Origin of the sequence: Kitasatospora sp. NPDC098652, from assembly GCF_044760155.1 — a bacterium.
Classification (GTDB): domain Bacteria; phylum Actinomycetota; class Actinomycetes; order Streptomycetales; family Streptomycetaceae; genus Kitasatospora.
Map to the genome: position 1 here is coordinate 209922 of NZ_JBIWAQ010000011.1, position 14347 is coordinate 224268.

The 14347-nt window shown below is 70.7% G+C and carries 13 protein-coding genes; 3 read left to right on the forward strand and 10 right to left on the reverse strand.

Annotated elements, in window-relative coordinates:
* Positions 1–11: 11 nt before the first annotated feature.
* From pafA to arc, 6 genes are all read right to left on the reverse strand, one after another.
* On the reverse strand, positions 12–1373 hold the full coding sequence (gene pafA, locus ACIQWA_RS24205) for a Pup--protein ligase (protein WP_360230312.1): 1362 nt from the start codon (positions 1371–1373) through the stop codon (positions 12–14).
* Between the two features lie 121 nt (positions 1374–1494).
* Positions 1495–2250 (reverse strand): proteasome subunit alpha, encoded by a 756-nt coding sequence (gene prcA, locus ACIQWA_RS24210; RefSeq protein WP_360230314.1) that lies wholly within the window; start codon positions 2248–2250, stop codon positions 1495–1497.
* Positions 2251–2281: 31 nt separating this feature from the next.
* On the reverse strand, positions 2282–3124 hold the full coding sequence (gene prcB / locus ACIQWA_RS24215) for a proteasome subunit beta (protein WP_360230316.1): 843 nt from the start codon (positions 3122–3124) through the stop codon (positions 2282–2284).
* A gap of 164 nt (positions 3125–3288) precedes the next feature.
* Entirely contained in the window at positions 3289–3507 is a 219-nt protein-coding gene (locus ACIQWA_RS24220) for a ubiquitin-like protein Pup (protein WP_360230318.1), read from the reverse strand.
* 183 nt (positions 3508–3690) lie between these two features.
* The gene (gene dop / locus ACIQWA_RS24225) at positions 3691–5202 is read right to left on the reverse strand and encodes a depupylase/deamidase Dop (protein WP_360230320.1); all 1512 of its coding nucleotides are present in this window, start codon (positions 5200–5202) and stop codon (positions 3691–3693) included.
* 226 nt (positions 5203–5428) lie between these two features.
* A complete protein-coding gene (gene arc, locus ACIQWA_RS24230) occupies positions 5429–7195 on the reverse strand; it encodes a proteasome ATPase (protein ID WP_360230322.1) in 1767 nt (588 codons plus the stop codon).
* A gap of 285 nt (positions 7196–7480) precedes the next feature.
* On the opposite strand from arc, the gene ACIQWA_RS24235 reads away from it, so the two are divergent.
* Entirely contained in the window at positions 7481–7786 is a 306-nt protein-coding gene (locus tag ACIQWA_RS24235) for a ferredoxin (protein WP_402485623.1), read from the forward strand.
* 22 nt (positions 7787–7808) lie between these two features.
* On the opposite strand, the gene ACIQWA_RS24240 is transcribed toward ACIQWA_RS24235, so the two are convergent.
* The 3 genes from ACIQWA_RS24240 to ACIQWA_RS24250 all read right to left on the reverse strand — a co-directional run bounded on the left by ACIQWA_RS24240 (position 7809) and on the right by ACIQWA_RS24250 (position 10766).
* The gene (locus ACIQWA_RS24240; protein ID WP_360230326.1) at positions 7809–8465 is read right to left on the reverse strand and encodes a hypothetical protein; all 657 of its coding nucleotides are present in this window, start codon (positions 8463–8465) and stop codon (positions 7809–7811) included.
* 81 nt (positions 8466–8546) lie between these two features.
* Positions 8547–9506 carry a tRNA (adenine-N1)-methyltransferase gene (locus ACIQWA_RS24245; protein ID WP_402485626.1) on the reverse strand — a complete coding sequence of 320 codons (960 nt, stop codon included), beginning with the start codon at positions 9504–9506 and terminating at the stop codon, positions 8547–8549.
* A gap of 48 nt (positions 9507–9554) precedes the next feature.
* Positions 9555–10766 carry a site-2 protease family protein gene (locus ACIQWA_RS24250; protein ID WP_360230330.1) on the reverse strand — a complete coding sequence of 404 codons (1212 nt, stop codon included), beginning with the start codon at positions 10764–10766 and terminating at the stop codon, positions 9555–9557.
* Positions 10767–10972: 206 nt separating this feature from the next.
* Between ACIQWA_RS24250 and ACIQWA_RS24255 the strand changes: the two genes are divergently transcribed.
* On the forward strand, positions 10973–11881 hold the full coding sequence (locus tag ACIQWA_RS24255) for a RecB family exonuclease (RefSeq protein WP_360230332.1): 909 nt from the start codon (positions 10973–10975) through the stop codon (positions 11879–11881).
* Positions 11881–12552, forward strand: coding sequence for a response regulator transcription factor (locus ACIQWA_RS24260; RefSeq protein WP_063346919.1), 672 nt, complete (start codon positions 11881–11883; stop codon positions 12550–12552). Before ACIQWA_RS24255 ends, ACIQWA_RS24260 begins: the two co-directional genes overlap by 1 nt.
* 78 nt (positions 12553–12630) lie before the next feature.
* Here ACIQWA_RS24260 and ACIQWA_RS24265 read toward each other — a convergent pair whose 3' ends face one another.
* Positions 12631–14238 carry an ABC transporter substrate-binding protein gene (locus ACIQWA_RS24265; protein WP_402485630.1) on the reverse strand — a complete coding sequence of 536 codons (1608 nt, stop codon included), beginning with the start codon at positions 14236–14238 and terminating at the stop codon, positions 12631–12633.
* Positions 14239–14347 lie beyond the last annotated feature (109 nt).

Sequence of the window (14347 nt, forward strand, 5' to 3'; positions counted from 1 at the left end):
GGCGCGCCCGATCACATGCCGGCGATCAGCTTCTCCACCCGCTCGTCCACCGAACGGAACGGGTCCTTGCACAGCACGGTGCGCTGCGCCTGGTCGTTCAGCTTGAGGTGCACCCAGTCCACCGTGAAGTCCCGGCGCTGCTCCTGCGCCCGGCGGATGAAGTCCCCGCGCAGCCGGGCCCGGGTGGTCTGCGGCGGGACGGACTTGGCCTCGAAGGTCTTGAGGTCGGTGGTCACCCGCTTCGCCTGGCCCTTGCCCTGGAGCAGGTAGAACAGGCCGCGCCGGCGGTGGATGTCGTGGTACGCGAGGTCGATCTGGGCCACCCGCGGGTTGGACATGCTCATCTCGTGCTTCTCGCGGTAGCGCTCGATGAGCTTGTACTTCATGATCCAGTCGATCTCGGTGGCCACCGTGTCGAGGCGCTCGGTGCGCACCGCCTCCAGGGTGCGGCCCCACAGGTCGAGCACCTGGGCGATGGTGCCGGTGTTGATGCCCTTGCGGTCGGCGAACTCCAGGGCCTTGGTGTAGTACTCCTCCTGGATGTCCAGCGCGCTGGCCTCCCGGCCGTTGGCGAGGCGCACCTGGTGGGTGCCGGTGAGGTCGTGGCTGACCTCGCGGATCGCCCGGATCGGGTTCTCCAGGGTGAGGTCGCGCATCACCACGCCGGCCTCGATCAGCCGCAGCACCAGGTCGGTGGAGCCCACCTTGAGCAGGGTGGTGGTCTCCGACATGTTGGAGTCGCCGACGATCACGTGCAGCCGGCGGTAGCGCTCGGCGTCCGCGTGCGGCTCGTCCCTGGTGTTGATGATCGGGCGGGAGCGGGTGGTGGCGGAGCTGACGCCCTCCCAGATGTGCTCGGCCCGCTGGCTGACGCAGTAGACCGCGCCGCGCGGGGTCTGAAGCACCTTGCCCGCGCCGCAGATCAGCTGGCGGGTGACCAGGAAGGGGATGAGCACGTCGGCCAGCCGGGAGAACTCGCCGTGCCGGGCCACCAGGTAGTTCTCGTGGCAGCCGTAGGAGTTGCCGGCCGAGTCGGTGTTGTTCTTGAAGAGGTAGACGTCCCCCGCGATGCCCTCCTCGTGCAGCCGCCGTTCGGCGTCCACCAGGAGTCCTTCGAGGATCCGCTCGCCCGCCTTGTCGTGCGTCACCAGCTCGGTCACGTCGTCGCACTCGGGGGTGGCGTACTCGGGGTGGGAGCCGACGTCGAGGTAGAGCCGGGCGCCGTTGCGCAGGAACACGTTGCTGCTGCGGCCCCAGGAGACGACCCGGCGGAACAGGTACCGCGCGACCTCGTCCGGCGACAGCCGACGCTGCCCGCGGAACGTACAGGTCACGCCGTACTCGTTCTCCAGCCCGAAAATCCGGCGGTCCATGAGCACTCCATTCTCTGTCGGAGCTGTCCGAAACCGCCTCCACGACGACTGGGCCGCCGCAGGGGCACCGGAGTCCCGTACGCCGGCGGTCCGGCCGCCGTACGGGACTCCGCAGGCACTGCTACTCCGGCGCGCTCGCCGCCGGGTTCTCGTCGTCGTCCGACTCCGCGGACTGGTCCCCGTCGAGCAGCCGGCCCAGCTGGTTGCCCAGGATCCGCTTGAACTTGCGCTGCTGGAACCGCTGGCGGTCGAGGACCGCGACCTCCAGTTGTTCCGGGGTCAGGGCGCGCGGGCTGCCCCCGTTGGGGTCGCGGGCGAGCGAGTCGACCGCGACCTTCACCGCCTCGGTGAGGCTCATGCCGACGCGGTGGCGCTGGCCCAGGTAGTTGCCGATCGAGTCGGCGTTGCCGCCGACCACGACGTAGTTCTTCTCGTCGACGACCGAGCCGTCCGGCGTGAGCCGGTAGATCTGGTCGTTGTCGGCGGTGCGGCCGACCTCGGCGACGATCAGCTCGACCTCGTACGGCTTCTCGCCGACCGAGGAGAAGATAGTGCCCAGGGTCTGGGCGTACACGTTGGCCAGGCCGCGGGCGGTGACGTCGGCCCGGTCGTAGGAGTAGCCGCGCAGGTCGGCGTAGCGGACGCCGCCGATGCGCAGGTTCTCGAACTCGTTGTAGCGGCCGACCGCCGCGAAGGCGATCTTGTCGTAGATCTCGGAGACCTTGTGGAGCGCCCGGGAGGTGTTCTCGGCGACGAAGACGATGCCGTCGGCGTAGGTGAGCACGACCACGCTGCGGCCGCGAGCGATGCCCTTGCGGGCGTACTCCGCGCGGTCCGCCATGGCCTGCTGGGGCGAGACGTAGAACGGTGTCGACACCGGCGGTCGTCCCTTTCCTGTGAGGTGATGGCTAGATCAGCGGGGCCTGCGGGCCGTTGGGCCGGTTCAGGCGCTCGTCGGTGATGGCGACCGCGATCGCCGCGACCTCCGCGTTGTCGAGCCGGCGGAAGCCGTCCGCGGTGATCAGCGAGACGATCGGGAAGATCTTGCGGGCGAGGTCCGGGCCGCCGGTGGCGGAGTCGTCGTCGGCCGCGTCGTAGAGCGCCTGGACGACCAGGGTGGCGGCCTGCTCGGCGTTCAGGCCGTCGCGGTAGAGCTTCTTGAGCGAGCCGCGGGCGAAGACCGAGCCCGAGCCGGTGGCGGTGAAGCCGTGCTCCTCGGAGCGCCCGCCGGTGACGTCGTAGTTGAAGATCCGGCCGCGGCCGAGGTCGAGGTCGTAGCCGGCGAAGACCGGCACCACCGCGAGGCCCTGCATCGCCATGCCGAGGTTGCCCCGGATCATGGTGGTGAGCCGGTTGGCCTTGCCCTCCAGGGAGAGCACCGCGCCCTCGATCTTCTCGTAGTGCTCCAGTTCCAGCTGGAACAGCCGGACCATCTCGACCGCGAGGCCGGCGGTGCCGGCGATGCCGACGGCGCTGTACTCGTCCGCCGGGAAGACCTTCTCGATGTCACGCTGGGCGATGACGTTGCCCATGGTCGCGCGGCGGTCACCGGCGATCACCACGCCGCCGTCGAAGACCGCGGCCACGATCGTGGTCCCGTGCGGGGCCTCGACCACGGAGCCCTCGGGGAGCCCGCGGTGGCCGGGCAGCAGCTCCGGCTTGTGCTCTGCGAGGAAGTCCAGGAACGAGGAGGACCCCGGGGTCAGGAAGGCAGCCGGTAGACGCCCGGTGCCACGAGTGTTGGCTTCCACACGATTCCTTCCAGGTAGCTTGAAGCGCGCATTGCCCGCACCCTACCCGCCGACGATCACCGTCCAACGCGTGGAGGGGCCGGAACCGGGACGGCCGGGCGGGCAGCGCCGCCCGACCGTCCCGGGCGGTCGCGACCGTGAATTCCCGATTACCCGGGTACGGGCTATTGCCCGCCCTTCTGCACGAATCCCCGGACGAAATCCTCGGCGTTCGACTCGAGGACCTCGTCGATTTCGTCGAGCACCGCGTCGACGTCGTCGCTCAACTTTTCCTGGCGCTCCTTGAGCTCGTCGGAATTCTGCGATTCCGCGACCTGCTCCTCGACCTCCTCGGAGGAGCGGTTTGCCCGCTGCTGGCCGCCGCCGGTGTCCTTGCTCGCCATTTCCCTCACCCCGCTCGAATCGTCTGGCACGGTTTGGTCGGTCGGTCGTTGCCGGTTGGCACCGACCCTATACACAAGGTGCGACTGCCGCTCCCGGTTTGCCGATGGTGCTCCCTGTCCAACGCCCGCTGCCACCCCGGATGATTCCCATTCGGCGGACGTTCACCCGTGGTGATCGAAAAGTTACCCGCCGGCGAGGACGCGCAGCAGGTCCTCCGCCGTGCGGCAGCGGTCCAGCAGCTCCTTGACGTGGTTGCGGGTGCCGCGCAGGGGCTCCAGGGTGGGCACCCGCTGCAACGAGTCCCGGCCCGGCAGGTCGAAGATGACCGAGTCCCAGGAGGCCGCCGCGACGTGCTCCGCGTACTGCTCCAGGCAGCGGCCGCGGAAGTACGCCCGGGTGTCCTCCGGGGGCTTGGAGACGGCCCGCTCGACCTCCTCCTCGGTCAGCAGCCGCTCGAACCGGCCGCGGGCCACCAGGCGGTTGTAGAGGCCCTTCTCGGGCCGCACGTCGCTGTACTGGAGGTCCACCAGGTGCAGCCGGGGGCTGTCCCACTCCAGGGCGTCCCGGCTGCGGTAGCCCTCCAGGATCTCCCGCTTGGCGATCCAGTCCAGCTGCCGGGAGAGCGACATCGGGTCGCGCTCCAGCCGCCCGAGGACGTCCTCCCAGCGGGCCAGCACGTCCAGGGTCTGCTCGTCGGCGTCGGTGCCGAACCGGTCCTCGACGTACTTGCGGGCCAGTTCGAAGTACTCCAGCTGGAGTTGGACGGCGGTGAGCTTGCGCCCGTTGCGCAGGGTGATCAGGTGCTTGAGCGTCGGGTCGTGGGAGACCCGGTGCAGGGTGCGCACCGGCTGGTCGACCGCGAGGTCGGAGGCGATGAAGGCGTCCTCGATCATCGACAGGACCAGCGAGGTGGTGCCCAGCTTGAGGTAGGTGGAGATCTCGGAGAGGTTGGCGTCGCCGATGATCACGTGCAGCCGGCGGTACTTCTCGGCGTCGGCGTGCGGTTCGTCCCGGGTGTTGATGATCGGGCGCTTGAGGGTGGTCTCCAGGCCGACCTCGACCTCGAAGTAGTCCGCCCGCTGGCTGATCTGGAAGCCGTTCGCCGAGCCGTCCTGGCCGATGCCGACCCGGCCGGCGCCGGTGACCACCTGGCGGGAGACGAAGAACGGGGTGAGGTGGCGGACGATGTCGGCGAACGGCGTCGCCCGCTTCATCAGGTAGTTCTCGTGGGTGCCGTAGGAGGCGCCCTTGTTGTCGGTGTTGTTCTTGTACAGGTGGATGTTCTGCCCGTTGGGCAGTTCCAGCGCGCGCTGGGCGGCGGCCGCCATGATCCGCTCGCCGGCCTTGTCCCAGAGCACGGCGTCGCGCGGGTTGGTCACCTCGGGCGAGCTGTACTCGGGGTGTGCGTGGTCCACGTAGAACCGGGCCCCGTTGGTCAGGATGACGTTGGCGAGGCCGATGTCCTCGTCGGTCAGCTGGCTGGCGTCCGCCACCTCGCGCGCGAGGTCGAAGCCCCGCGCGTCGCGCAGCGGGTTCTCCTCCTCGAAGTCCCAGCGGGCCCGCCGTGCCCGGTGCATCGCCGCCGCGTACGCGTTGACGATCTGGGACGAGGTGAGCATGGCGTTGGCGTTGGGGTGCCCGGGCACGGAGATCCCGTACTCGGTCTCGATGCCCATAACGCGCCGTACGGTCATGCGGCCCTCCTTGCCCGGTGCCCCGCCCCCGGCGGGCGGAACACGCTGACGTACCGCTGAACAACACCGGCGCCGGACATCTGCCCGCGGACGGTGGGTCGAGCCTATTTCCGTGCCGTGCGGCGGGCCCCGAGACGCGCCGTCCGGCTGCGGGGCCGCGAGGCGCCACAGCCGGACGGGGTGCGTACAGCTCCGGGGACCGTCGCCGGCCCGGACAACCGCGTGCTTACAGGTACTGCCCCGTGTTGGCGACAGTGTCGATGGAGCGGCCGGACTCGGCGCCCTGCTTGCCGGTGACCAGCGTGCGGATGAAGACGATCCGCTCGCCCTTCTTGCCGGAGATGCGGGCCCAGTCGTCCGGGTTGGTGGTGTTCGGCAGGTCCTCGTTCTCCTTGAACTCGTCCACGCAGGCGGCGAGCAGGTGGGAGACGCGCAGACCGCGCTGACCGTGGTCGAGGAAGTCCTTGATGGCCATCTTCTTCGCCCGGTCGACGATGTTCTGGATCATGGCGCCGGAGTTGAAGTCCTTGAAGTACAGGACCTCCTTGTCACCGTTGGCGTAGGTGACCTCCAGGAAGCGGTTCTCCTCGGTCTCCGAGTACATCCGCTCCACGACCGACTGGATCATCGCCGCCACCGTGGCGCCCACGGAGCCCTCGTGCTCCTTGAGGTCGTCCGGGTGGAACGGCAGCGAGTCCTTGAGGTACTTGGAGAAGATGTCCTTCGCGGCCTCGGCGTCCGGGCGCTCGATCTTGATCTTGACGTCCAGGCGGCCGGGCCGCAGGATCGCCGGGTCGATCATGTCCTCGCGGTTCGAGGCGCCGATGACGATGACGTTCTCCAGGCCCTCCACGCCGTCGATCTCGGCGAGCAGCTGCGGGACGATGGTGTTCTCCACGTCCGAGCTGACACCGGAACCGCGGGTGCGGAACAGGGACTCCATCTCGTCGAAGAAGACGATGACGGGCGTGCCCTCGCTCGCCTTCTCCCGGGCCCGCTGGAAGACCAGCCGGATCTGCCGCTCGGTCTCGCCCACGTACTTGTTGAGCAGCTCCGGGCCCTTGATGTTGAGGAAGTAGCTCTTCCCCTGGGGGCGGCCGGTGACCTCGGCGACCTTCTTGGCCAGCGAGTTGGCGACCGCCTTGGCGATCAGCGTCTTGCCGCAGCCGGGCGGGCCGTAGAGCAGCACGCCCTTGGGCGGGCGCAGCTCGTACTCCTTGAAGAGGTCGGCGTGCAGGTACGGCAGCTCGACCGCGTCGCGGATCAGCTCGATCTGGTTGCTCAGGCCGCCGATCTGGCGGTAGTCGATGTCCGGGACCTCCTCGAGGACCAGCTCCTCGACCTCGGACTTCGGCACCACCTCGTACACGTAGCCGGAGCGGGGCTCCAGCAGCAGTGCGTCGCCGGCCCGGACGGTGATGTCCCGCAGCGGTTCGGCGAGGCGCACCACCCGCTCCTCGTCGGTGTGGCCGATGACCAGGGCGCGCTCGCCGTCCTCGAGGATCTCCTTGAGGGTGACGATCTCGCCGATGCGCTCGAAGGCCATCGCGTCCACGATGTTGAGGGCCTCGTTGAGCATCACTTCCTGGCCGCGCCGCAGTTCGTCGAGGGCGACGTTCGGGCTGACGTTGACGCGGAGCTTGCGACCGCCGGTGAAGATGTCGGCGGTACCGTCCTCGTTCGCCTCGAGGAAGGTGCCGAACCCGGCCGGGGGCTGTGCCAGCCGGTCCACTTCCTCCTTGAGGGCCACGATCTGGTCGCGGGCCTCGCGCAGGGTGGAGGCGAGTCGTTCGTTCTGGGCGGTCACGCCGGCCAGGTTGGTCTGGAGCTCGACGATCCGCTCTTCGAGGATTCTCGAATTGCGCGGCGAGTCGGCGAGCTTGCGGCGCAGTACGGCGATTTCCTGCTCAAGGTACGAGACCTGAGCGGCCTCGTCGGAACCACGAGCGGGCCTGCCGGTGCTGCGGTTGTAGTCGTCATCGTGGGCTGCCACGGTCCTCACCTCCTCCGGGGAGCTGGACGCTTCCAGACCCTACCTGGGACCAGGGGTCCGTAAACCCCTAGATCAAGAAAGATGGAACGGGCGTGTCCGATCTTCGCCCCAGCGTGCTTCCCCTCTGCTAAGGGGATACCCACCGCGCACCACCCAAAGCGGGCCAGATGTATCGTCGGGCGAAGCGATATCCGATCGCGACCGCGGTGGTGGGTCCGATCGTTGTACGAATGGCGGGATTGCTCCAGGAATAGGGGCGACCCGGGACAGAAACGGCAGGGGACCATGTCGGTGACCGAGCAGACCGCGGCAGCGGCCGAGGAGCTGGAGGTGTGGATCGACCAGGATCTGTGCACCGGCGACGGCATCTGCGTCCAGTACGCACCGGAGGTCTTCGAGCTGGACATCGACGGACTCGCGTACGTGAAGGGCGAGGACGACGAACTGCGCCAGCAACCCGGGGAGACCGCCCCGGTGCCGCTGACGCTCCTTCAGGACGTGGTGGACTCGGCGAAGGAGTGCCCCGGCGACTGCATCCACGTGCGCCGGGTCGCCGACCAGGTCGAGGTCTACGGGCCCGACGCCGACTAGCAATTCGGGCCGCGCGGAGGGTTCAGGTCGCGCTGACCGGGGCGGCGGTCTGGGAGCGTTCCCAGCCGCCGCCCCGGTGCGTCCAGGTGAGGTCGAGTGAGAGGTCCGGGCGGAAGCGCGGCACCTCGTCGCTCGAATACCCCTGCGCGCGGCCGGTGATGGCGCCGTCGGAGCGCACCGCGAGCCGGCTCAGGGTCAGGTTCTCCCGCTCGGTCAGCAGGGTGGCGACCACCACCGGGCGCCGGTCCGGGCCGAAGCCGAGCAGGTAGACGGATTCCGGCGGGGTGCCGGTGTCGGTGCCGCACTGCGCGGCGACGACCGTGCCGGGGCTGCCGTCGCCCAGGTCGGCGGGCACGCTGAGCACCGTCCTGACCGGGAACGGGCCGCAGTCCATGGGCAGTTGGGCCTTGGCCGGATCGGGTGCCGCGCTCGCCGCGAGCGCCTTGGGGGTGCCGCCGCGGGCGGGCAGCGGGGTGCCGGTCGCCGGGGAGGCGGCGAGTGCGGCGGCCACCACCGCGCCGCAGCCGGCCAGGGCGAGGGCCCAGTGCCAGGGTGCGGTCCGTGCGTGACCGGGCCGGGTGCGGCCCTGCGGTGTCTGCTGTCCGGCCGTCGCCGTCGTCCCGACCGCGGTCTCCACCAGGCGTCCCCTCCAGAGCTCCAGGAGCGTGTGAGCGAGCATCGTCCCACACCGGGGTGAGCGGCAGACGAAAGGGGTGGTGCGAGCGCGATGCTCGCACCACCCCTGGTGTTCGGGCCGGGCTCAGCCCAGGTCGGGCTGCTCGGAGTCGGTGTCGCGGGCCGCCCTGCGGGCCGCGGCGCGCTCCTGGAGGGACGGCTCGGGCGCCCCGTTGTCGTAGTCCTCGCCGTAGGCGCCCTTGGCCGGGCGGCGGCGGCGCAGCGGCGGCTCGACACCGTCCGCCAGGCGGCGGGCGGTGAGCAGGAAGCCGGTGTGGCCGATCATCCGGTGGTCCGGACGGACGGCCAGGCCCTCCAGGTGCCAGGTGCGGACCATGGTCTCCCAGGCCTGCGGCTCGGTGAAGGTGCCGTGGTCGCGCAGCGCCTCGACGGTCTTGGACATCTGCGTCGTGGTGGCCACGTAGCAGCAGATCAGGCCGCCGGGGACGAGCGCCTTGGAAGCGACGTCCAGGCACTCCCAGGGGGCCAGCATGTCGAGGATGACGCGGTCGACGTCGGTCTCGACCAGGTTGTCCTGGAGGTCGCCGACGGTCAGCTTCCACGCCGGGTGCGGGCCGCCGAAGTAGCGCTCCACGTTGCCCTGGGCGATGTCCGCGAAGTCCTGCCGGCGCTCGTAGGAGGCCAGCATGCCCTGCTCACCGACGGCGCGCAGCAGGTACGTGCTGAGCGCGCCCGAGCCGACACCCGCCTCGATCACCCGGGCACCGGCGAAGATGTCGGCCATCGCCAGGATCTGCCCCGCGTCCTTGGGGTAGATCACGGCGGCGCCGCGGGGCATGGACAGGACGTAGTCGGGGAGCAGGGGGCGCAGCGCGAGGTACGGGACGTTCCCCGTGGTGCGCACGACCGTGCCTTCGGGAGCGCCGATCAGCTCGTCGTGCGGGAACGCACCCTTGTGGGTGTGGAACTGGTTCCCGGCCTGGAGCGTGAACGTGTAGTGGCGACCCTTGGGGTCGGTCAGCTGGACCTGGTCCCCGACCTGGAAGGGCCCGCGTCGGCGGGCGGCACCGGTCGGTTCGGACATGCGGCCAATCCTAAGGGAAGCGGGGCGTCCCGCCTCACCAGGTCCTGCTCAGCGGCCGGAGACGGCCGCCGTGAGGCGCTGTTCGATGTCGCTGAGCGCGGCCACGCCGTAGATCCGGCCGTCCGCCTCGACCACCAGGTACTCCCCCGCCGGGGTGGCCTGGACGGCCCGCAGCAGGTCCTCGCCGCCGAGGTCGGCGTCCAGCCGCAGCCCGGGTTCGAGGTCGCGGGCGAGCGGGCCGACGACCACCCAGGGGCGGCGGTGCTCCGGTACGGCCCGTACCGCGGACTCCCGGACGATGGCGATCGGCTCGCCCCGGCCGTCCACCACCACGACCGCGCCGGCCTCGGCCTCGCGGGCCCGGCGCATCGCCTCGCCGAGCGGGGTGTCGGCGGTGACCTCGACGGTGCGGCGGGCGAGGTCGCGCAGCCGCAGGGCGGGCAGCGCCTCCTTGAGCCGGGCGTTGCGCAGGCTCCCGGTGGCGCCGTTCCAGATGATCGCGGCCAGTACGGCGGCCAGCACCGCGTCCACCAGGGTGTCGGTGGTGGTGCGCTCGGCGCCGCGGGAGGCGCTGACCAGCGGCAGGCCGAACAGCACCGCGACCGCCAGCCCGCGGCCGATCCAGGCGGCCGCCACGGTGCCGGTCATCGCCCGGCCGGTGATCGCCCAGACCACCGCGCGCAGCATCCGGCCGCCGTCCAGCGGCAGGCCGGGCAGCAGGTTGAAGGCGGCGACCACCAGGTTGGAGACCATCAGGCCGGTCAGCAGCACCCCGGGCACGCTGGACAGGTCGACGGCGCGCAGCGCCAGGTAGAAGACCCCGCCCAGCACCAGCGACAGCAGCGGGCCGACGAAGGCCAGCCAGAACTCGCGCCAGGGGCTCTCGGCCTCGTTCTCGATCTCGGAGACGCCGCCGAAGAACTGCAGCTGGATCCGCCGCACCCCGAGCCGGTAGCGCAGCGCGACCAGGGTGTGGGCGAGCTCGTGCACCAGGACGGAGGCGTAGAAGGCGACCGCGAAGAAGAACGCGAGCAGGTAGCGCTCACCGCTGCCGAGTTCGGGCAGCACGTCGCCGAGCTGCCCGCCGAACACCCAGGTGATCAGCGCGGCGATGACGAACCAGGACGGGGTGACGTAGACGGGCACGCCGAAGGGGCGCCCCATCAGGAGGCCGCCGCCGTGCTCCGGCGGGCGCCCCTTCGGGCGTCCGCCGTCCTGCGGTGGCTGGTCGGAGGTCTGCTGCCCCCTGGTGTCGCTCACCGTGATCCCTTCGGTCGTCCGCCGTCGTGCCCCGGTGCGCCCACGCTACGTGATCGCGGCCACTCGGCGGCGCGCGCCCCTCTGCCAGGGTTCATACCCACTGGACCGGCCCCGGACCGGGCCGGGGCCCGGCCGACTGCCGGGAGGGGGCACCGCGGCAGCCCGGTGGCAGCGGGATGACAGCAAAGGGCAATAGGGTCGTAGCCATGCAGCAGACCGACACCAGCAGCGCCGCCGGGGCCCCGGCGCGACCGGCGGCGCCCCCGACCGGGCTCTCCCCGTCCCGTGCCGGGGACTTCCTCACCTGTCCCCTGCTGTACCGGCTGCGGGTGATCGACCGGCTGCCCGAGCCGCCGAGCCCGGCGGCGACCCGGGGCACGCTGGTGCACGCGGTGCTGGAGCGGCTGTTCGACAGCCCGGCGGCCGAGCGGACGCCGGAGCGGGCGCTGGGCCTGCTGCGTCCGCAGTGGGAGCGGCTGCTGGGCGAGCGCCCGGAACTGGGCTCGCTATTCCCGGACGACCCGGACGGCGCGGCGCTGACCCGCTGGCTGGCGGACGCCGAGAAGCTGGTCGGCCAGTGGTTCCGGCTGGAGGACCCGACCCGGCTGCACCCGGTGGAGCGCGAGCTGTACGTGGAGACGGCCCTGGAGTCGGGGCTGCTGCTGCGCGGCTACATCGACCGGGTGGACGTCGCCCCCACCGGCGAGGTCCGGCTGGTGGACTACAAGACCGGCCGGGCGCCCTCGCGGGACTTCGAGGGCAAGGCGATGTTCCAGATGAAGTTCTACGCACTGGTGGTGTGGCGCTGGAAGGGCGTGATCCCCAAGCGGCTCCAGCTGGTCTACCTCGGCGGCGGCGGGGACGTGGTCAGCTACGACCCGGACGAGGCCGACCTGCTCGCGGTGGAGCGCAAGCTGCAGGCGCTGTGGGAGCGGATCGCCCAGGCGGTGGCCACCGGGGACTTCCCGGCGACCCGCAACCGGCTCTGCGACTGGTGCGACCACCAGGCCAGCTGCCCGGAGTTCGGCGGCACCCCGCCGCCGTACCCGCTGCCGCTGGCCCGTACGTCGGATGAGAGCGATCCCACGGGGGATCCGATGAGCAAGGAGTCCTAGTGACGATCCGAGTGCTGCTGGTCGACGACCAGCCGCTGCTGCGCACCGGTTTCCGGATGATCCTGGAGGCCGAGTCCGACCTCGTGGTGGTCGGCGAGGCCGGTGACGGTCAGCAGGCGCTGGACCAGGTCCGGGCGCTGCAGCCCGACGTGGTGCTGATGGACATCCGGATGCCGCGGATGGACGGCGTCGAGGCGACCCGCCGGATCGCCGGTCCGGGTCGGGACGGCCCGGCCAAGGTGCTGGTGCTGACCACCTTCGACCTGGACGAGTACGTGGTGGAGGCGCTGCGCGCGGGCGCCAGCGGCTTCCTGCTCAAGGACGTCCCGGCGGAGGAGCTGGTGCAGGCGATCCGGGTGGTCGCGGACGGCGCGGCGATGCTGGCGCCGAGCATCACCCGCCGGCTGCTGGACATGTACGCCACCAAGCTGCCCTCGGGCGAGGAGGCCCCGCCGCAGGCGCTGAGCGCGCTGACCGAGCGGGAGTTGGAGGTGTTGAAGCTGGTGGCGCGCGGGCTGTCGAACGCGGAGATCGCGGCCGAGCTGTTCGTCAGCGAGACGACGGTGAAGACCCACGTCGGCCACGTGCTGACCAAGCTCCAGCTGCGCGACCGGGTGCAGGCGGCGGTGTACGCCTACGAGAGCGGTCTGGTGCGGCCGGGCGCGCTGTAGCCCGGGGAACGCGACGGCGGCCCGCCCGCTCCGCCCCGGGACACCGGGGGGAGCGGGCGGGCCGCCGTGCGTCGCGCGCTACTTGCCGCTGCGGCCGATCTCCCAGAAGCGGAAGAAGCCGGTGGTGTCGACGGTGGACTCGACGCCGGTGATGTCCGGGCGGGCCGCGTAGAAGGACTTGTTCTGGTACAGCGGGACCAGCGGGACGGTGTCCGCGACGATCTGCTGGACCTGCGCGTAGCCCGCCGAGGCGGCGCTGCGGTCGGCCTGCTTGAGGCCGTCCGGGATCAGCTTCTGGCTGATCCTCGGGTCGTCCCAGCCGGTGTGGAAGACGCCGCCGTCGAGCAGCAGCGGGGCGAGGTAGTTGTCCGGGTCGGGGTAGTCGGCGAACCAACCGATGATGTACGCCTGGTACTTGCCCTCGGTCCAGCCCTTCTTGTAGGCGTCCCAGTCCGCCTCCTGCTGGACCGTCACCTGGAAGAGGCCGCCGGTCTCCAGCTGCTTCTTGATCGTCTCGGCCTCGCCGCCGCCGGCCCGCGAGCGGGACCAGGTGAGGGTGAGCTTGACCGGGGTCTGGACCTTGGCGTCGGTCAGGGCCTTCTTGGCCTTGGCCACGTCCTGGTCGCCCCAGCGGTCGAAGAAGGCGGTGGTGTGGCCGGTGACGCCGGCCGGGACCATCGCGTACAGCGGCTGGACGGTGCGGGCGAAGACGTCGCGGGCGAGCGCCTTGCGGTCGAGCAGCGCGGCGGCGGCCTGGCGGACGCCGACGTTGGAGAGCACCGGGTCCTTGGTGTTGAAGGCCAGCGAGCGGGTGTCGTTGCTGTCGCCCTCGACCACCTGGAGGTCGGTCTTGCCGCCCTGCTGGTCCGAGCGGATCTGGGCCGCGGTGTTGGGCTCCAGGCTGTTGTCGGTGACGTCGACGTCGCCCTTGTCCAGCGCCGCCTTGAGGTCGGCGGGCTTGTCGAAGTACCGGACGGTGAACTTGCTGTTCCGCAGCTTGGCGTCGCCGCTGTACTTGTCGTTGGGGACCAGCACGACCTTGCCCAGCTGCTTGCCGCCGGCCATGCCCTCGACCGAGTCGAAGCGGTACGGGCCGGAGCCGACCACCTTGTCGTTGGCGAGCGCCTTGTCGGCCGGGTAGACCTGGTGGTCGACGATGGCGCCGGCCGGGGAGGCCAGCTTGGCCGGCAGGGTGGCGTCGGGGGTCGCCAGGTGGAAGACCACCTCGCGGTCGCCCTTGGCCTCCACGCTCTTGATCGAGGCGAGCAGGCCGGCCGGGCCGTTCGGGTCGTTGATCTTCTTGGTCCGCTGGATCGAGAACACCACGTCCTCGGCGGTCAGCGGGTGGCCGTTGGAGAACTTCAGGCCGGGCCGCAGGGTGCAGTGGTACTCGGTGGCCTCGCCGCCGGAGAAGTCGCAGGACTGCGCGGCGTCCGGGGAGGGCGTGCTGGCGGCGGCCGGGAAGGTCAGCAGCGACTGGAAGGTGTTGCGCAGCACCAGCCAGGAACCGGAGTCGTAGACCACCGCGGGGTCCAGCACGCCGGTGAGCTGGGCGGTCCCCATGGTGATGGACTTGCCGCCGCTGTCCCCCTTGACGGCGTCGGTGACCGATCCGCAACCGGCCACCGTCACGGCGACCAGACCGGCGCAGCCGAGTGCTGCCAGGCGTTCAGCTGAAGTCTTCACGGGAGCGTCCTTCGGGGTGTCGCGAACCCGAGTAGCGTGCCATATCGAACACGCACGACCGATACCCGTGCAGATGACGTTTGGGACACGGTCGTTGGGGGCATCACGG